The organism is Methylobacterium variabile, assembly GCF_001043975.1.
Taxonomy (GTDB): Bacteria; Pseudomonadota; Alphaproteobacteria; order Rhizobiales; family Beijerinckiaceae; genus Methylobacterium; species Methylobacterium variabile.
The window spans coordinates 45,387-62,816 of the sequence record NZ_LABY01000020.1 but is presented as its reverse complement, the minus strand read 5'-3'; the positions used below and the strand labels follow the sequence as shown (position 1 = coordinate 62,816).

General features: G+C 73.3%; 19 protein-coding genes and 1 pseudogene. 15 read left to right on the top strand and 5 right to left on the bottom strand.

Annotated features, from left to right (window positions below; translation table 11 throughout):
- Positions 1-203 precede the first annotated feature (203 nt).
- Positions 204-908 (bottom strand): RluA family pseudouridine synthase, encoded by a 705-nt coding sequence (locus VQ02_RS03410; RefSeq protein WP_048442750.1) that lies wholly within the window; start codon positions 906-908, stop codon positions 204-206.
- Positions 909-991: 83 nt separating this feature from the next.
- Here VQ02_RS03410 and ftsY point away from each other — a divergent pair, with 83 nt between their 5' ends.
- Complete coding sequence (ftsY, locus tag VQ02_RS03405; RefSeq protein ID WP_048442749.1) at positions 992-2,377, top strand: signal recognition particle-docking protein FtsY; 1,386 nt, start codon at positions 992-994, stop codon at positions 2,375-2,377.
- Positions 2,378-2,419: 42 nt separating this feature from the next.
- On the opposite strand, the gene VQ02_RS03400 is transcribed toward ftsY, so the two are convergent.
- Positions 2,420-3,310 carry a LysR family transcriptional regulator gene (locus VQ02_RS03400; RefSeq protein WP_048442748.1) on the bottom strand — a complete coding sequence of 297 codons (891 nt, stop codon included), beginning with the start codon at positions 3,308-3,310 and terminating at the stop codon, positions 2,420-2,422.
- A 93-nt stretch (positions 3,311-3,403) separates the two neighbouring features.
- Here VQ02_RS03400 and VQ02_RS03395 point away from each other — a divergent pair, with 93 nt between their 5' ends.
- The 11 genes and pseudogenes from VQ02_RS03395 (at position 3,404) to VQ02_RS03345 (ending at position 11,787) form a co-directional block, all read left to right on the top strand.
- The gene (locus VQ02_RS03395) at positions 3,404-4,360 is read left to right on the top strand and encodes an NAD(P)H-binding protein (RefSeq protein ID WP_048442747.1); all 957 of its coding nucleotides are present in this window, start codon (positions 3,404-3,406) and stop codon (positions 4,358-4,360) included.
- A gap of 153 nt (positions 4,361-4,513) precedes the next feature.
- The gene (locus tag VQ02_RS03390; protein ID WP_048442746.1) at positions 4,514-6,091 is read left to right on the top strand and encodes a sensor histidine kinase; all 1,578 of its coding nucleotides are present in this window, start codon (positions 4,514-4,516) and stop codon (positions 6,089-6,091) included.
- A 22-nt stretch (positions 6,092-6,113) separates the two neighbouring features.
- On the top strand, positions 6,114-6,818 hold the full coding sequence (locus VQ02_RS03385) for a response regulator transcription factor (protein WP_048442759.1): 705 nt from the start codon (positions 6,114-6,116) through the stop codon (positions 6,816-6,818).
- A 218-nt stretch (positions 6,819-7,036) separates the two neighbouring features.
- Positions 7,037-7,126 carry a pyrroloquinoline quinone precursor peptide PqqA gene (gene pqqA / locus VQ02_RS03380; RefSeq protein WP_048442745.1) on the top strand — a complete coding sequence of 30 codons (90 nt, stop codon included), beginning with the start codon at positions 7,037-7,039 and terminating at the stop codon, positions 7,124-7,126.
- Positions 7,127-7,259: 133 nt separating this feature from the next.
- Positions 7,260-7,349 (top strand): pyrroloquinoline quinone precursor peptide PqqA, encoded by a 90-nt coding sequence (pqqA, locus tag VQ02_RS03375; RefSeq protein ID WP_048442744.1) that lies wholly within the window; start codon positions 7,260-7,262, stop codon positions 7,347-7,349.
- Between the two features lie 50 nt (positions 7,350-7,399).
- Entirely contained in the window at positions 7,400-8,299 is a 900-nt protein-coding gene (gene pqqB, locus VQ02_RS03370; protein ID WP_048442743.1) for a pyrroloquinoline quinone biosynthesis protein PqqB, read from the top strand.
- 131 nt (positions 8,300-8,430) lie between these two features.
- Complete coding sequence (pqqC, locus tag VQ02_RS03365; protein WP_048442742.1) at positions 8,431-9,261, top strand: pyrroloquinoline-quinone synthase PqqC; 831 nt, start codon at positions 8,431-8,433, stop codon at positions 9,259-9,261.
- Between the two features lie 14 nt (positions 9,262-9,275).
- Positions 9,276-9,545: pseudogene (gene pqqD / locus VQ02_RS40165) on the top strand (pyrroloquinoline quinone biosynthesis peptide chaperone PqqD); the annotation flags it as partial.
- 31 nt (positions 9,546-9,576) lie between these two features.
- A complete protein-coding gene (gene pqqE, locus VQ02_RS03355) occupies positions 9,577-10,728 on the top strand; it encodes a pyrroloquinoline quinone biosynthesis protein PqqE (protein WP_048442740.1) in 1,152 nt (383 codons plus the stop codon).
- A complete protein-coding gene (locus tag VQ02_RS03350) occupies positions 10,725-11,438 on the top strand; it encodes a hypothetical protein (protein ID WP_048442739.1) in 714 nt (237 codons plus the stop codon). The genes pqqE and VQ02_RS03350 overlap by 4 nt, the downstream gene beginning before the upstream one ends.
- Positions 11,419-11,787, top strand: a complete 369-nt coding sequence (locus VQ02_RS03345) for a hypothetical protein (protein WP_048442738.1) — start codon at positions 11,419-11,421, stop codon at positions 11,785-11,787. Before VQ02_RS03350 ends, VQ02_RS03345 begins: the two co-directional genes overlap by 20 nt.
- Here VQ02_RS03345 and VQ02_RS03340 read toward each other — a convergent pair.
- Positions 11,766-13,007, bottom strand: a complete 1,242-nt coding sequence (locus tag VQ02_RS03340) for a GGDEF domain-containing protein (RefSeq protein WP_053080191.1) — start codon at positions 13,005-13,007, stop codon at positions 11,766-11,768. The two genes, VQ02_RS03345 and VQ02_RS03340, sit on opposite strands and share 22 nt — an antisense overlap.
- A gap of 507 nt (positions 13,008-13,514) precedes the next feature.
- Here VQ02_RS03340 and VQ02_RS03335 point away from each other — a divergent pair.
- The 3 genes from VQ02_RS03335 (at position 13,515) to VQ02_RS03325 (ending at position 16,065) form a co-directional block, all read left to right on the top strand.
- On the top strand, positions 13,515-14,435 hold the full coding sequence (locus VQ02_RS03335; protein WP_048442737.1) for an NmrA family NAD(P)-binding protein: 921 nt from the start codon (positions 13,515-13,517) through the stop codon (positions 14,433-14,435).
- Positions 14,436-14,497: 62 nt separating this feature from the next.
- The gene (locus tag VQ02_RS03330) at positions 14,498-15,424 is read left to right on the top strand and encodes a cyclase family protein (protein ID WP_048442736.1); all 927 of its coding nucleotides are present in this window, start codon (positions 14,498-14,500) and stop codon (positions 15,422-15,424) included.
- Positions 15,425-15,432: 8 nt separating this feature from the next.
- On the top strand, positions 15,433-16,065 hold the full coding sequence (locus VQ02_RS03325) for a Uma2 family endonuclease (RefSeq protein WP_048442735.1): 633 nt from the start codon (positions 15,433-15,435) through the stop codon (positions 16,063-16,065).
- A 35-nt stretch (positions 16,066-16,100) separates the two neighbouring features.
- Here VQ02_RS03325 and VQ02_RS03320 read toward each other — a convergent pair whose 3' ends face one another.
- Both VQ02_RS03320 and VQ02_RS03315 read right to left on the bottom strand, forming a co-directional pair.
- Positions 16,101-16,490, bottom strand: a complete 390-nt coding sequence (locus VQ02_RS03320; RefSeq protein WP_048442734.1) for a VOC family protein — start codon at positions 16,488-16,490, stop codon at positions 16,101-16,103.
- A gap of 27 nt (positions 16,491-16,517) precedes the next feature.
- Complete coding sequence (locus VQ02_RS03315; RefSeq protein WP_048442733.1) at positions 16,518-17,297, bottom strand: quinoprotein dehydrogenase-associated SoxYZ-like carrier; 780 nt, start codon at positions 17,295-17,297, stop codon at positions 16,518-16,520.
- Between the last annotated feature and the right edge of the window lie 133 nt (positions 17,298-17,430).

Below are 17,430 nucleotides of genomic sequence, written 5' to 3'. Positions count from 1 at the left end.
CCGCCTCGACCGCGAGGTCGGCGAGACCCGCCGGGTGCTGGCCGAGCGCGGCGGCACCGGGCGCACGGAGGGGTTTCTGCCGGTGCGGCTGCCGGAGGGGGTGGAGGCGGGCGCGCTCGTCGACCTGCGCATCGCCGGGCACGACGGGCAGGTGCTGCGGGCGGCGTGACGGCGCTCCCGGCAGATCCTCGTCGCCGTCGCGGTCAGGTGACGTCCGAACCGTCACTCATCCCGCACGCCCGCAATCCGTCCACCATGTGCGCCGGCGCCGGCGCCTCCACGGTGATCGCCGGCTTCTTCGGGTAGAGCGGCAGGGCGAGGGCGCGCGCGTGGAGCTGAAGCCCCGGCCCGCCGTGGCGCGGGGCGCTGCCGTAGACCGTGTCGCCGAGGATCGGCCAGCCCATGGCGGCGCAGTGGACCCTGAGCTGGTGGGTGCGGCCCGTCACCGGGGTGAGCGCCAGCCAGGTCCGGCCCCCCGCGGGATCACGTCCCAGCACCCGCCAGCGGGTCAGCGAGGGATCGCCGGAAGGGTCGGTCTTCATCCACCAGCTGCGCGGGTCGTCGGAGCGGCGCGCGAGCGCCAGGTCGATCTCGCCCGCCTCCTCCGCCGGCCCGCCCTCGACCAGCGCCCAGTAGGTCTTCTCCGCCTGTCCTCGCGCGAACAGGGCGTTGAGCCGGGCGAGCGCCTTGGCGTGGCGCCCCAGCGCCAGGCAGCCGGAGGTGTCGCGGTCGAGGCGGTGGGCGGCTTCCGGCCGGCGCGGCAGGCCGAAGCGCAGGGCGTCGAGGTGCTGCGTCAGGGTCTCGCCGCCCTTCGGCCCCGGATGCACCGGCAGTCCCGCCGGCTTGTCGATGACGAGCACCAGGGCATCGCGGTAGAGGAGCCGCGAGAGTATGTCGTCAACGATCATGAGCCTGTCGCAGTGGCGGCGGATGCGGGCGAAGTTCGGGGCAGGCCGCCCTAGATCGTCCGCAGGGTCTGGAGCAAGTGCGGATGAGTGAGACGAAACAGCCGGGCTGGTTCGGCCGACTGTTCGGCCGGAAAGCCGAAACGCCGGCCGAGACGCCGAGCGAGGCGCCGGTCCAGAGCCCCGATCCCGCCGAGACGATGCCGACGGAGCCGACCGGCACCCTGTCGGAGGGCGTGCCCGACTTCGCCACCGGCGCCGACGAGGTGCTCCCGGCCCCGCCGACGGTCACCGAGTCCTCGCCCGAGACCGAGCCGGAGCGCGACCTGCCCGACGAGCTGACCGGCGCCGATCTCGAGCCGGTCGAGGGGGTGGACCCCGAGGGCGCGGTGCCGGCGGCCCCCGAGCCCCCGGAACCCGAGCCGGTCGCCTCCGAGCAGGCCGAGCCTCTCGCGGAAGCCGAGGCGGAGCCCGTCGAGGAGGTGTCGGCGGAGGCCGCTCCGCTCGTGATCTTCCAGCCCCCGGCGGAGCCCGAGGCGCCGGCGGAGAGGCGCGGCTGGTGGAGCCGCCTGACCGGCGGCCTCAAGCGCACCTCCTCGGCCCTGTCCGATCGGGTCACCGGGCTGTTCACCAAGCGCAAGCTCGACGCCGACACCCTGGAGGAGCTGGAGGACGCCCTGATCCAGGCCGATTTCGGCGTCGAGACCGCGACCCGGATCTCCGAGGCGGTGGGCAAGGGCCGCTACGAGAAGGGCATCGCTCCCGACGAGGTGCGGGCGATCCTGGCGGCGGAGGTCGAGCGCGCCCTCGATCCGGTGGCGCAGCCGCTCGTCATCGACACGACCAAGAAGCCGTTCGTGATCCTGATGATCGGCGTCAACGGCGCCGGCAAGACCACCACGATCGGCAAGCTCACCCAAAAATTCCGGTCGCAGGGGCACAGCGTGATGCTGGCCGCCGGCGACACCTTCCGGGCCGCGGCGATCGAGCAGCTGCGGGTCTGGGGCGAGCGCACCGGCGCGCCGGTGGTGGCCCGCGCGCAGGGGTCGGACGCCGCCGGCCTCGCCTACGACGCGCTCCAGGCCGCCCGCGACGCCGGCACCGACATCCTGATGATCGATACCGCCGGCCGGCTCCAGAACAAGGCCGGGCTGATGGCGGAGCTCGAGAAGGTGGTGCGGGTGATCCGCAAGGTCGACGAGGCGGCGCCCCACGCCGTGCTCCTCGTCCTCGACGCCACGGTGGGCCAGAACGCGCTCAGCCAGGTCGAGCTGTTCCAGAAGACCGCCGGCGTCACCGGCCTGGTGATGACGAAGCTCGACGGCACCGCCCGCGGCGGCATCCTGGTGGCGCTCGCGGCGAAGTTCGGCCTGCCGGTCCACTTCATCGGCGTCGGCGAGGGCGTGGACGACCTCGAGCCCTTCGCGGCCCGGGACTTCGCCCGGGCCATCGCCGGGCTCGACAAGGGCTGAAGGCGATGGCCCGATCCGGGTACGGATCGGGCCATCGCCCGCTCACCCCGCGCAATACGCCGCCATCCCCTCCGCCAGCGCGTCGAACACCATCCGGCAGCGGCGCAGGCGGCGAAGGTCCTCGTGCATCACGATGGCGGTCGGCAGCTCCCAGGCCAGCTCCGGCAGCACGCGGATCAGGTCCGGGTCGCGGGCGGCGAGCGCCGTGTGGCAGGCGCCGAGGCCGAAGCCGGCCCGGACCGCCGCGAGCTGGGCGAGCGTGCTGTCGCTGCGCCAGGCGAACCCGGCCTCGCCGAGGGCCGGCGCGGCGCGCATCATCGCCCGCAGGAACGGCGTCCCGGCGTCGAAGCCGATCAGGCTGTGCCGGGCGAGATCCGCCGGGCGTTCCGGCAGGCCGCGGCGGGCGGCGTAGCGGCGGTGGGCGTAGAGGCCGAGGCGGACCGTGCCGACCCGGCGCGCCACCAGGGCCCCTTGCGTCGGCGGCGCCATGCGCACCGCGACGTCGGCGTCCCGGCGCAGCAGGTCCTGCACCCGGTCCGACAGCACCACGTCGAGGGCGAGGTCCGGGTGGCGCGCGTGCAGGTCCGCCAGGATCGGCGGCAGCACCTCGGCGCCGACCACCTCGGAGGCGGTGATCCGCACCCGCCCGGCGACGCCCTCCGCCTCCGCCGCCACCGCCCGGCGCAGGGCCTCGGCGGTCGCCGCGAGGGAGCGCGCGTAGGGCGCGAGGGTCAGCGCCGCCTCGGTCGGCGCGAGGCCGGCGGGCGAGCGGGTGAACAGCGCGGTGCCGAGCGCCCGCTCCAGGGCCGCGATCTGGCGCCCGAGGGTCGGCTGCGTCAGGCCGAGCGCCCGCGCGGCGCCGGAGAGCGAGCCCTCGTCCAGCACCGCCAGGGCGGCCCGGTAATGGTCCCAGCTCGGGTCGGTCGGGGTCATGCGAAACCGTATAGCGGCTCGCCGCCCTTCGGCAATTTTCGCAGCACCCGCGCCCTGGCACACGAGGATCCGGTCACCGACGAGGAGAGCGCGATGACGGCGAGGACGGCCCTGGTGCTGGGCGCGACGGGCGGGGTGGGCGGCGCGGTGGCGCGGCGCCTGGCGGCCGAGGGATGGGCGGTGCGGGCCCTGCACCGCGATCCCGGCCGGGTGCGGCGGGATGAGGACGGGCTCGACTGGGTGCGGGGCGACGCGATGGCGGCCGCCGACGTGGTCGCGGCCGCCACGAAGGCCGCGCTGATCGTCCACGCGGTCAACCCGCCCGGCTACCGCGACTGGGACCGCCTGGTCCTGCCGATGCTCGAGGCCTCGATCGCGGCCGCCCGGGACTCGGGCGCCCGCCTGATCCTGCCCGGCAACGTCTACGTCTACGGCCGCGAGGCCGGCCCGAACCCGGGCGCCGACGCGCCCCAGACCCCGCGGACGGCCAAGGGCCGCATCCGCATCGCGATGGAGGACCGCCTGCGGGAGTCCGGCGTGCGCAGCCTGATCGTGCGGGCCGGCGACTTCTTCGGGCCGCGCACCACCGCCAATTCCTGGTTCTCCGCCGCCCTGGTACGCCCGGGCAAGCCGGTGCGGACGGTGCTCGATCCGGGCACGCCGGGCGTCGGCCACCAATGGGCCTACCTGCCCGACGTCGCCGAGACGATAGTGCGCCTGGGCAGCCGCGAGGCGGAGCTGCCGCCCTTCGCGGCCTTCAACATGGACGGGCACTGGGACGCGGACGGCCGGCAGATGATCGCCGCGATCGCCCGCGCGGTCGGCCACGAGGTCCGGGTGCGGCGCTTCCCCTGGGCGCTCCTGCCGCTGGCCGCCCCGTTCTGGCCGCTGGCCCGGGAGATCCGCGAGATGCGCTACCTGTGGCGGGAGCCGCTCCGGATGAGCAATGCGGGGCTGGTGGAGTGTCTGGGGCACGAGCCGCACACGCCGCTCGACGTAGCGGTGCGGGAGACATTGATCGGGCTCGGGTGCCTGCGGGACGCGGGCTGAAGGCGAGGAACGTCTCGGCGGGCGCGTCGGCTCTCGCTGACGGAGGCAAGGTTCCCGGGGCAAGGTCCAAGGTGGACGTGGTCTCCCACCGCCGCTCGCCCTCCTCGCCGATCCCGTGCAGGATGATCGATAAAACAGGAGATCGCCGCCGGGATGGGATCGCTCAGGGTACGGTTCGGGCTGCTCGTCGGGAGCGCGGCCGCCCTCGTGGTGCTGGCCGCGATCGGCCTCTACGGGGCGCTGCACGCCGCCGAGCGCACCCTCGACGCGACTCTCGACGCGCAGGTGCGCCTGGAGCTGATCGCCGAGTTGTCCGGGCGCCTGACCGAGTTCGGCCTCGCCGCCGTCGAGGCGGTGGGCGACAATCCGGGCCGGCCCGAGCGGCTGGCCAATGCCCGCAACGAGGTCGACCGGGCGCTGAACGCCGTCGACGACGGCCTGAGCCGCGCCGTCGCGGGGGCCGGCGGCGTCCTCGACCGCACGCAGTACACCGCCCGGGCCCGGCCGCTGGCGCGCCTGCGCGCGGCCCGGGCCATGCTCGACCGGCAGGTGGCGCAGATCCAGCGCGAGCCCGACCCGACCCGGCGCGCCGACGCCATCCGCGGCGCCCTCAACGGCTTCGGGGCGGTGACGGGCCAGCCCCTCACCTTCCTGGTCGAGGCCGAGCGCCGGGCCGTCGAGGCCTCCTCGTCGGAGGTCCGGGCGCTCGCGGCCCGGATGCGCGGCGTCGCCGTGGCGGCGGCACTCGTGATCGTGCTGCTGCTCATCCTCCTGCACCAGAGCCTGACCCGGCCGATCCTTCGGCGGATCGAGGCGATCCGGGCCGGGGCCGCCGCCATCGGCCGGGGCGAGCTCGACACCCGCTTGGCCGTGGCGAGCCGCGACGAGCTCGGCCTGCTCGTCGCGAGCTTCAACCGCATGGCGGCGCGGCTGAAGCGGCGCGAGGCCCGGGTCGCCGCCGACCGGGCGGCGCTGGAGGAGATCGTCGCCCGGGCCACCGCCGACCTGCGCGGCGCCAATGCGCGGCTCGAGGAGATCGACCGCTCGCGCCGGCGCTTCTTCGCCGATGTCAGCCACGAGCTGCGCACGCCGCTCACCGTGATCCTCGGCGAGTGCGACCTCGCCGCCCGCTCCCCCGACACGCCGGAGCATCTCCGGCCGGCGATCGCCACCATCCGCAAGCGCGCCGTGCGGCTGCACCGCCGGGTCGGCGACATGCTGCGGGTTGCCCGCTCGGAATCCGGCCAGATCGAGCTGGAGCGCCGTCCGGTCAGCCTCGCCGCCATCCTGGCCGAGGCGGTGGAGAGCTGCGCGCCCGAAGCGAGGCGCCGCCGCATCGCCCTCGCCCTGGAGCCGAGCGCGGCCGACGCCGAGGTGATGGCCGATGCCGAGTGGCTGCGCCAGATCGTCGAGGGGCTGATCGACAACGCCCTGCGCCACGCCGCCGGCGCCACCCGGGTGAGCGTCGGCTTCGCGGCCCGGGGCAGCGGTGCCGCCGTCACGGTGGCGGATGACGGCCCGGGCTTCCCGCCGGAGACCGAGGCCCTGTTCGAGCGCTTCCGGCGCGGGGACGGCCCCGGCCCGGCCCCGGCGGGGTTCGGGATCGGGCTCGCCCTGGCGCGCTGGGTCGTTGAGCGCCATGATGGGACGATCCGCCTGGAATCGGGTGGGCCGGGAGCCAGGGTCACCCTGGAGCTGCCCGGCGACGAGACGAGGGAGGATGCGGCGTGAGACGGCGACCGGGACGGCGCGCATGACCAGCGTGCTCATCGTCGAGGACGACGGCGACATCCGCGCCATGCTGGCCCGGGGCCTGAGCGCCGAGGGGTTCGCCGTCGACCTCGCCGGGGGCGTCGACGAGGCGCTCGCGGCCGCCCGCGAGCGGGTGCCGGAGGCGGTGCTCCTCGACAACATGCTGCCGGACGGCTCGGGCCACGACGTCTGCCGTTCGCTCCGCGAGGGCGGCTATCCGGGGGCGATCCTTTTCCTGAGCGCCAAGGACGAGGTCGGCGACCGGGTCGACGGCCTGGCGGTCGGGGCCGACGACTACATCGTCAAGCCGTTCGTGTTCGACGAGCTGCTCGCCCGCCTGCGCACCCACCTGCAGCGCCGCCGCGCCGCCGGCGAGGCCCGCACCCTGGTCAGCGCCGGGCGCCTCTCCCTCGATCTCGCCACCCGGCAGGTCCGCTTCGGCGAGATCACCGCCCGCCTGACCCAGCGCGAGGCCGAGCTGCTCGCGATCCTGATGGAGCAGGCGAGCCGCCCGGTCACCCGGGGCGACATCTTCGACCGGCTCTGGGCGAGCCAGGGCGGCCTCTCCCTCAACGTGGTCGACGTCTATGTCGGCTACCTGCGCACCAAGCTCGCCGACATCGTCCGGGCGGGCGGACCGAGCCTCGTCACGGTGCGCGGCCGCGGCTTCATGCTCGACCTGCACGAGGCTGGATTTCGCCAATGACGAAATTATTTTGGGGGCAATGGATCCGCCTAAATCCATGCGGTTCCTGCACAATAAGACCGGTCTGAGAACCGGCCTCCCCGCTGGCTCCGCCAAATCGGCAAAATAGCGCTTGCGCTCCGGGCTCCGATTGCCGATATATCCCGGGTGACAGAAAATACTGTCATCTCAACGTCTTAGGAACCTCTTAGAGGGTCCGCCCGCTCAGGAGAAACGCCATGAAGTGGTCGCTGCCCGTCGTCGCCGAGGTCTGCGTCGGCATGGAAGTCACCTCTTACGAGTCCGCCGAGATCGATCCCTTCAACTAAGGGCCCGTCCGGTCCGCGCCTCCGGCGGTCGCCGCCGGACGGCGCTCGTGCGGTCAATCGCCAGAAGCCCGGCCGCCGGAAGAAACCGGCCTCGACGAGCCGGACCGTCCGCCGAGGTCGAAGGAGGAACGCCATGAAGTGGTCGCTACCCGTCGTCGCCGAGTCCCTCGTCGGCATGGAAGTCACCGCTTACGAATCGGCCGAGATCGATCCCTTCAACTGAAGGATCCGGCCGCACGCCCCTCACTCGCAGAGAGCCGCACCGGGACGGACATGCAGGCCATCGTTCTGGGGTCCGGGGCGGGCGGGGGCGTGCCGCAGTGGAACTGCCGCTGCCCGATCTGCGCCATGGCCCGGGCAGGCGACCGCCGGGTCCTGCCCCGCACCCAGTCGAGCCTGGCCGTCTCCGCCGACGGCGACGGCTGGCTCCTGGTGAACGCCTCGCCGGACATCCGCCAGCAGCTGAGCGAGACGCCCGCCCTGCACCCGCGGGAAGGCCTGCGGCACTCGCCGATCCGGGCGGTGCTGCTCACCAACGGCGACGTCGACCACGTGGCCGGCCTGCTCACCCTGCGCGAGGGCCAGCCCTTCCGCCTTCACGCGACACGCGGCATCCTCGACTCGATCGCGCAAAACCGCGTCTTCGACGTGCTGGCCCCCGGCGTGGTGGAGCGGACGGAGATCGCGCTCAACGAGCCCTTCTCGCCGGTGCCGGGCCTCGCCGTCACCCTGTTTCCAGTCCCCGGCAAGGTGCCGCTCTGGCTCGAGGACGGCACGCCGGAGATCGGCGCCGAGACCGAGAGCACGGTGGGGGCGATGATTGAGGCGGGAGCGAAGCGCCTCGCCTACGTGCCGGGCTGCGCCCGCGTCACCGAGGGCCTGAAGCACCGGATCGCCGGGGTCGACGCGCTCCTGTTCGACGGCACCGTGCTCGCCGACGACGACATGATCCGGGCCGGGGTCGGCACCAAGACCGGCTGGCGCATGGGCCACGTGCCGATGACCGGCGAGAACGGCTCGGTGGCGGCCCTCGCCGACGTGCCGGTCGGGCGGCGGGTGTTCGTGCACATCAACAACACCAATCCGGTGCTGGTCGAGGGGTCGGAGGAGCGCCGGGGCGTCGAGGCGGCGGGCTGGACGGTCGCGCATGACGGGCTGGCCCTGAGCCTGTGAGCGGGTGCGCGCCGGCCGGCGCCGTCCACGGGCACTTTGGTCGCCCTTGACCGTCCCTCACGGCGGATCAATCTCCCGGTCACGGGACCGCCGACAACGAAGAAACCGGACACGCCAGGACGCCCGACGCCATGACCGCTTCCCTCGCCGAGATTCCCGTCAGCGCCGCCCCGCCCCCGGTGGACACCGCCGACCGCCTGCTCTCCCCGGCCGAGCTCGAGGCGGCGCTTCGCGACATCGGCGCGCGGCGCTACCACAACCTGCACCCGTTCCACCGCCTGCTGCACGACGGCAAGCTCGACAAGAACCAGGTCCGGGCCTGGGCGCTCAACCGCTACTACTACCAGGCGATGATCCCGGTGAAGGACGCCACGCTGCTGGCCCGGCTGCCGGACGCGTCCTTACGCCGGATCTGGCGCCAGCGCATCGTCGACCACGACGGCGACCACGAGGGCGACGGCGGCATCGAGCGCTGGCTCAAGCTCGCCGAGGGCGTCGGCTTCGACCGCGGCTACGTCCTCTCGACCAAGGGGATCCTGGCGGCGACCCGCTTCTCGGTCGAGGCCTACGTGCATTTCGTGGCCGAGCGCTCGCTGCTCGAGGCCATCGCCTCCTCGCTCACCGAGATGTTCTCGCCGACCATCATCTCGGAGCGCGTCGCCGGGATGCTGAAGAACTACGACTTCATCACCCGCGAGACCCTGTCCTACTTCGACAAGCGCCTGACCCAGGCGCCCCGGGACGCGGACTTCGCCCTCGACTACGTGAAGCGCCACGCCACCACGCCGGAGCTGCAGGCCCGAGCCCTCGACGCGCTGCGCTTCAAGTGCAGCGTGCTGTGGACCCAGCTCGACGCGCTCTACTTCGCCTACGTGGCGCCCGGGATGATCCCGCCGGATGCCTGGCGCCCGGGCGAGGGCCTGCGCCCGGGAGCCGACGCGACGGGGAGCGCCGCCGCATGAGCCTGACCCCCGACAGCGTGCCGCGGCTGCCCCGCGGCGTGCGGATGCGCTTCGATGCGGTGCGCAACGCTCACGTGCTGCTCGCGCCCGAGCGCACCTTCGATCTCGACCAGAACGCCGTCGCGGTGCTGACCCTCGTCGACGGCGCGCGCAGCATCCGGGCAATCGCGGACGCCCTGGCGCAGCAATACGAGACCGACCGCGGCATCATCGAGCCCGACGTCATCACCATGCTGGACGGCCTCCTGCTCAAGCGCGTGCTCGAGACCGTGCCGGCGCCGTGAGGTCGGGAGAGACTCGCTGGGAGGGAAACCCATGAACGCCGTCCCGCCTGCCGGCCCCCCCGCCCTGCCGGCCCCGATCGGGCTCCTCGCCGAGCTGACGCATCGCTGCCCGCTGCGCTGCCCGTACTGCTCGAACCCGCTCGAGCTCGACCGTCGCTCCGCCGAGCTCGACACCGCGACCTGGCGGCGGGTGCTCGCCGAGGCGGCGGCGCTCGGCGTGCTGCACGTCCATCTCTCGGGCGGCGAGCCGACGGCGCGGCAGGACATCGTCGAGATCACCCGCGCCTGCGCCGAGCTCGGCCTCTACTCAAACCTCATCACCTCCGGGGTGGCGGGGGCGCTCAGCAAACTCGACGCCCTCTACGACGTCGGGCTCGACCACGTGCAGCTCTCGGTCCAGGCCGCGGAGGCCGCCAATGCCGAGCGCATCGGCGGCCTCAAGGACGCGCAGCCGCAGAAGTTCGCCTTCGCCGAGCGGGTGACGGCGCTGGGCCTGCCGCTGACGCTCAACGCCGTGATCCACCGCGGCAACATCGCCGAGGTGCCGGCGCTGATCGACCTCGCGGTCCGCCTCGGCGCCAAGCGCCTGGAGGTGGCCCACACCCAGTATTACGGCTGGGCCTACGTCAACCGCGCCGCCCTGATGCCGGCCAAGGCCGACGTCGATCGCTCCATCCGCACCGTCGAGGAGGCCCGCGAGCGGCTGAAAGGCCAGCTCGTCATCGACCTCGTGGTGCCGGACTACTACGCCAAGTACCCCAAGGCCTGCGCCGGCGGCTGGGGACGGCGGCTGATGAACGTCACCCCCACCGGCAAGGTGCTGCCCTGCCACGCCGCCGAGACGATCCCCGGCCTCGCGTTCTGGCACGTCCAGGACCATTCCCTGGCGGAGATCTGGACCCGCTCGCCGGCCTTCGAGGCCTATCGCGGGACCGCCTGGATGAAGGAGCCCTGCCGCTCCTGCGACCGGCGCGAGAAGGACTGGGGCGGCTGCCGCTGCCAGGCCCTGGCGCTCGCGGGCGATCCGGCCGCCACCGACCCGGCCTGCTCGCTCTCGCCCCTCCACGGCAAGGTCCAGGCCCTGGCGGTCGCCGAATCGGCGCTGGAGACCGCGCCGGACTACCAGTACCGCACCATCGGCGGCGCCCCCCGCGTCGCCATGCCCGAGGGAGCGCCCGTGTGAGACGCCTCGTCCTGGCGGCATTCCTGGCCGCCCTTGCCCTTCCAGCCCCGGCGCAGACCGTGTCGCAGCAGACGGCGCCGCCTCAGGGCGGGCCGGCCGGAGAGGCGCCGCCCAACGCCGCGACTCTGCTGTTCGAGACCAACCAGCTCGGGAACGCCCCGGCCGGCGGTACCTTGAGCTACCGCTACACCCGCTTCAGCGGCATCGCGGGCGCACCGTTCGGCCCGCCGGTCGAGGACCGCATCCGCGAGCAGGTGGCGCCAGGCCCGAACCCGGAGACCCGCAACCTCCGGGTCGAGATGTTCTCCGGCGAGCGCCGGATGCCGACCGCGACCTACGAGGACGTCCCGGGCAACCCGGTGCTGGTGCGCTTCCTGGAGCACCACCTCGAGGACCTCGCCAAGGTGCTCAAGGGCAACCCGCGCTACATCAAGAACGCCATCCGCCGGTCCCTGCGCGAGGCCGCCGCGGTGACCCCGGCCGAGGTCGAGGCCGACGGGGCGAAGCGGCCGGGCTGGCGCGTGGTGGTGCGGCCCTTCGCCGACGACCCGGTGCGGGACCGCCTGCGCGGCTTCGAGAGCCTGACCTACACCTTCGTGGTCGCGCCCGCGGTCCCCGGCCAGATCGTCTCGATCGACGCCCGGGCCACGAGCCCGGACGGAGGAATTCTGCTGCAGGAAACGCTGACCTATGAACCGAACGCTGGCTGAGCTGGCCCTCGCCGCGGGCCTCGTGATCGCGGCGGGCCTCGCCCCCGCCCGGGCCGACGACAACGACTACCCGACCGAGGCGCGGGCCGATTACGTCTTCGGCTGCATGGCGGCCAACGGCCAGACCCGCGAGGCGCTGACGAAGTGCGCCTGCTCGGTCGACGCCATCGCGGCGATCCTGCCCTACGACAAGTACGTGCAGGCCTCGACCATCCTAGGGATGCGCCAGGGCATCGGGCAGCGCGCCAACGAGTTCCGCTCCACCAAGATCTTCGACGACAAGGTGGCCGAGCTGCGCCGCGCCCAGGCCGAGGCGGAGATCCGCTGCTACCGGCCGAGCGCGAACTGAAGCCGGTCGGCCCGCGCGGGCGCCAGCGCCGCGCTCCCGGCGAGCTCGACGCGGTTCCGGCCGCGGCGCTTGGCCTCGTAGAGCGCCCGGTCGGCCCGGCGCAGGAGCGCGTCGACCTCCGCGCCGGCGCCGGCGCCCGCGAGGCCGGCGCTGACCGTGAACGAGAGGGCGGCGCCGTCGACCTCGACCGTCATCCGCGCCACGGCGGCCCGGAGCGCTTCGGCGAAGGCCAGGGCCCGGTCCGGGCCGCACGGGAGCAGGCAGGCGAATTCCTCGCCGCCGAGCCGGCCGGCCGCCGCCCTCGCGGTCCGGTGCCGCGGCGGCGCCGCGTCGAAGGTCCGCGCATCGAAGCTCCGAACTTGGCGCGTCATCTCCTCGGAGAAGGCCCGCAGCGCGGCATCGCCGGCGGCGTGCCCGTGCCCATCGTTGATCGCCTTGAAGTGGTCGATGTCCAGCATCAGCAGTGCGGCCGGCTCCCGGTCGCGGACGATCAGGTCCGACGCCGCCTCAAGGAAGGCGCGCCGGTTCAGCAAACCGGTCAGCGAGTCCGTCCTCGCCGCCCGGTGCTGTTGCAGCGCCTCGGTGTCGAGCTCCAGCGTCGTCACCGCGATGATCATGATGAGGTAGGTGATCAGGTTCACGAGGAGCATGAGCGCGCTCCACTGGTTCGGCTCGAACAGCGGAGCGACGACCACCGGGTTGAACATCGAGTAGACGATGGTCCAGACCGAGAGCGAGGCGTGGACGAGCAGGACCGCGCCGGCCATCAGGCGGCCGAAGCGCAGCCCGAGCCGCCCCGCCCGGAAGAACTCCAGGCACATGGCGACGGAGTAGCCGGCGATGATGGCCGAGGCCACGGCGTTGCGGGCCTGCTCGGCCTCGTAGAGCGCGGGCACCAGGCAGGCCATCGTCCAGGCAACGGAGCCGATCCACAGCGTCCAGGTCCGCCCCCGCCTGCGGGCGACGATGCGGACGGCCGCCAGGAAGAAGGCGAAGGTCTGGATGAAGCAGACCAGCGCCAGCCAGATCGCGACCCAGTCCGGCGCGGCGTTCCGGGACATGAACAGGAGGCAGCCGAAGGTCGCGATCCCCGACGAGGCCGCGAGCCAGAGATAGATCTCACGGCTCCTCCGCGACAGCCAGGCGAGCAGGAAGTAGAGGCTCATCACCAGGTCGATGACCGCCGAGGTGATGAACAGCGTCGGAAGATCGAGCGTCATGAGTGGGTCGTCTCCGCGCGGATGCAACTTCTGCTCGTCAGAAGTGAGGGCGGTTGCACCAGGCAGCCCGAGTCCCGCACCGCCTTCCTTAAAGGGAGGATCTGACGGCCGCGATGCTTCGACCGGTAAAATACGAGAGATCGCGAGGGGGCGATAGTGATGCTGGCCTCGTCCTCGCCGCAGCGCCGACGCCACCACGAGATTGCTGTGATACCCTCGCGCCTTCGCATCGACACGTCGATGCGAAGGCGTCCGGCGCATCAGCGCCGGCGCCCGTTCGGGCTTGCCTTGCGCCTCCGAACGGGTCCGTTCGAAGGCGCGGCGGTATGAGACGCCTACCGCTTCCACCCACCGCGACGGGGCTGCGCGCGATCCGGGCAGATTTGTCCGTCCGGTTTCGTTAGGTCTTGTCGGGGGCGGCGCGTCCGGCGGTGCGGCGGCACCCGACCCGCCCGGAACCGGGAGGCGCGGCGGCCGATTCCCTGCGCGGCGAAGCGGAGGCCGACGATGACCGAGCGGGCGAGCGGCGGAAGCGAAGGGGGAGCGCGGGTGCTGGTGGCCGGGGCCACCGGCGGCCTCGGCGGCCGCATCGTCCGGGCGCTCGCGGCCGGCGGCACGCCGGTGCGGGTCGTGGTGCGGCCGGGCACCCCGGCGGCCCGGACGGAGCCGCTGCGGCGGCTGGGGGCGGAGGTCGTCGCGGTGGACCTCCACCACGCCGTGACGGTGCGGGACGCCTGCGCGGACGTCACCTGCGTGGTCTCGGCGCTGAACGGCCTCGCCGGGACGATGCTCGACGCCCAGACCGTGCTCCTCGACGCCGCGGCGGCGGCCGGGGTGGCGCGCTTCATCCCCTCCGACTTCGCCCTCGACTTCACGCAGACCGCACCCGGCCGCAACCGCAACCTCGATCTGCGGAGGGAGTTTCACGCCCGGCTCGACCGGGCCCCGGTCCGCGCGACCTCGGTGCTGAACGGCGCCTTCATGGACATGCTCACCGGCCCGATGCCGCTGATCCAGTTCGGCCTTCGGCGCGTCCTGTGCTTCGGCGATCCCGACCAGCCCCTCGACTTCACCGCGATGGACGACGTCGCCGCCTACACGGCCCGGGCCGCCCTCGACCGGGAGGCGCCGCGGATCCTGCGCATCGCCGGCGCGGTGACCTCGGCCCGCGGCCTGGCGCAGGTCGCGGGCGAGGCGACGGGCGAGCCCTTCGGGATCCTGCGCCTCGGCGGCCCCAGCCTCCTGACCCCGATGATCGCCCTCGCCCGCACCCTCGCCCCCGGGCGGAGCCAGGTGTTTCCGGCCTGGCAGGGGATGCAGTACCTGCGCGACATGTTCGAGGGGCGGGGCAAGCTCGATCCCCTCGACAACGGCCGCTATCCGGGTCTGGCCTGGACCGGGGTGCGGGAGGTGCTCGACCGGCGCTGAGGCGGTTGCGGCTCCGCCCGCGGGCCGGCACTCTGGGTGCCTGTGTTCGGCGGGGATGCGCGATGAAGCGGCTCATCGGGGTGGCGCTGGCGGCGGGGCTCCTCGCCCGCCCGGCGGCGGCGGACGACCTCTCGCTCTGGTCGCTCTACGACCAGAAGCTCCGGTCGGCGAAGTACATCGATCTGACCCACGCCTTCGCGCCGGTGCAGCCGGTCTGGCCGGGGTTCTCCGGCGCCCGCTTCAAGCCGGCCCGGGCTGGCCGCACCCTGGAGGGGTTCGCGCGTGAGGGCGACGTCTTCACCTACGAGACCCACGGCTTCGTCGCCACCGCCTACGACCTGCCGACGGACCAGTACGGCACCCAGCTCGACCCGCCGGCGCACTGGAACCCCCGCGGCGCGACGATCAGCGACCTGCCGGCGACCTACACCCTGCGGCCCCTCGCGGTGATCGACATCTCGCAGAAGGCCGCCCGCGACGAGGGCTACCACCTCCAGGTCGCCGACATCGCGGCCTGGGAGGAGAAGCACGGCCGCATCCCGGAGGGCGCCGTGGTGATGGTGCGCTCCGATTGGTCGAAGCGCTGGGCCGAGGCGGAGCGCTTCCGGCAGAAGCCGTTTCCCGGCGTGAGCCTCGCGGCGCTCAAGTTCCTGCACCTGGAACGAAAGATCCTGTTCCACGGCCACGAGCCCCTCGACACCGACACGACGCCGAATCTCGAGGGCGAGGCCTGGCTGATGCACAACAACTTCGCGCAGGCCGAGGGTGTGGCGAACCTCGACCAGGTGCCGGAGGCCGGGGCGCTGGTCGCCATCGGCTTCGCCAAGCCGCTCGGCGGCACCGGGGGCTACGCCCGCTACGTCGCCATCGCGCCGGCGGGCTGGCCGCACGGCGTCAGCGTCGACGCGGCGCCGGGCGCGCCGCTGCCGCTCCAGCCCGCTCCCCTGCGGCGCGATGCCGACGGGGTGATGCGGCCGACGGGACCGTGAGGAGGACAATGATGCAGGACCGCCTGTCCCCCGCGGCGTTCCGGCTTTTCCAAGAGGGCCGACCCGACGAGGAGCGCTGGGAGCTGATCGATGGGACGCCCGTCATGATGACGCCGCCGCTCATCGACCACAACCGGATCGCCAGCACGCTCGAGCGCCTGCTGAACGATGCGCTGGAGCGGCACGACCCGGACCGCGAGGCGGTGCAGCGCCCGGGCCTGGAACTCGGGCTCGGATCCGCGGCGCTGGCGGCCCTGGGCTTCGGCACCGCCTACCGGCCGAAGCCCGACGTGGCGGTGATCGACTACGACCCGGTGCCCGGTCGCCGTTTCGTCGACCGGGCCTACCTGCTGGCCGAGGTGGTGTCCGGCACCGACGACGAGCCGGTGCTGCCCGGCGGCCTGCCCTGGATCGAGGCCAAGGCCCGGCTCTACCGGGCGCACGCGACCTGCCGGGCGGTGCTCATCATCGAGCAGCGGCGGATCGAGATCGCGGTCTGGCGGCGCGGCGCGGGTGGCTGGGAGGAGCAGCGTCTCACCGACGCGGAGGCGGTGCTGGAACTGCCGGAATTCGGCCTCGCATGCCCGGCCGGATCGCTCTACGCCGGCACGCATCTGCGGCCGCGGCGGCGATCCGCCTGATCGCCGCTTCCCCGCTCGCGAGGGGGGCCGGGCCGTCACCCGCCCATGGCGCTGCACAGCTCCACCAGCACGCCGTCCCCGTCCCGCACATAGGCGACGACCTGGCCCCAGGGCTTCGTCACCGGTTCGGCCACCGGCACCGCGCCCGCCGCCACGGCCCGGGCGAAGGCGGCCGGGACGTCGTCGGCGATCAGGCCGATCTCGAAGCCCGCCGGCGCCTCGGCGCGGCGGTTCGGGCGGAAGCCGGGGCAGGTCTGCGCCACGAACCCCTCCTCCGCGAAGGCGAGGGCTGTTCCCCCGGTCTCCATCTCGGCGTACTGCCCGCTCTCGTGGACGAAGCGCGGCGCCAGCCCGAAGGCGCGCTCATGGAACGCGACGCTCGCCGCCACGTCCGGGACGTACAGGATCACGTAGCCGAGGCGCACCCGCTCCCCCCTACCGGCAAAGCGCCGTCACGTACCACCGCCCGCCGGGAAAGTCTGCGTGAACACCCGCCCCTCGGTGTCCTTGGCCGCCACCGTCACCGGCTCGGCGTTGCCCGCGAAGGAGAAGCGGAAGGTCGGGTCCTCGCTGAGCGAGATGCCGCCGGTCATGGCGAAGAGCGGCGTGTCGCCCTGGCGCACGCTCAGGGATTCGACGAACCAAGCCGGGGTGTAGAGCCGGGTCACCTGGTCCATCTGCAGGCCGGAATAGTTGGGGTGGCGGACCTGGACCTGCGCCTCGCCGCGCTCCGCGAAGGCGCGGAAGCGCATCTGGCCGAGATGGGCCTTGGCTTCGGCAGGGTCCTTCACCGCCGGGGCCGAGCAGCCGCCCGCCGCCTTGACGTAGGCCTTCGTCATGTAGAGGCCGCCATCCTCGGTCTCGGCGATGGCGCGGACGTAGGAGTAGGAGTTCACCCGGATGCGGGTGGAGAGGTCGAAGCGCCGCTGGCTCTGCGCGAACCGGATCGTGCCGACCACCGGCGAGGGGTTCTCGTCCACCACCAGGGTCACGGCCTTGACCCGGCGGGCGTCGCCCTCCGGCAGGGCGATCCGGAGGGTCACCGGCACGATGGCGGCGTCCTCGGCGCGCTTGGGCGCCTCGAGGCTCACCAGCCCGGCCCCGTCGCCGATCGGGCGCTCGCCGAGGATGGTCGGGCGCAGCTCGGTCCAGGTCGTCTCGGGCCGCTCGTCCTGCGCCGCGGCCGGCCCGGCCAGGGCCGCGACGACGGCCAGGGCCGCTAACGCTCTCATGCCGACACTCTCATGGCGTTCTCCCGGATGCGGGCCCTGCCGGGCCTCTCTCAAGGCTTCGACCAATGTAGAGGACCGGCCGCCCCGGCACCAGGGTAAGTCCCTGAGCGGGCGCGATTTCACGCCTGGTCTC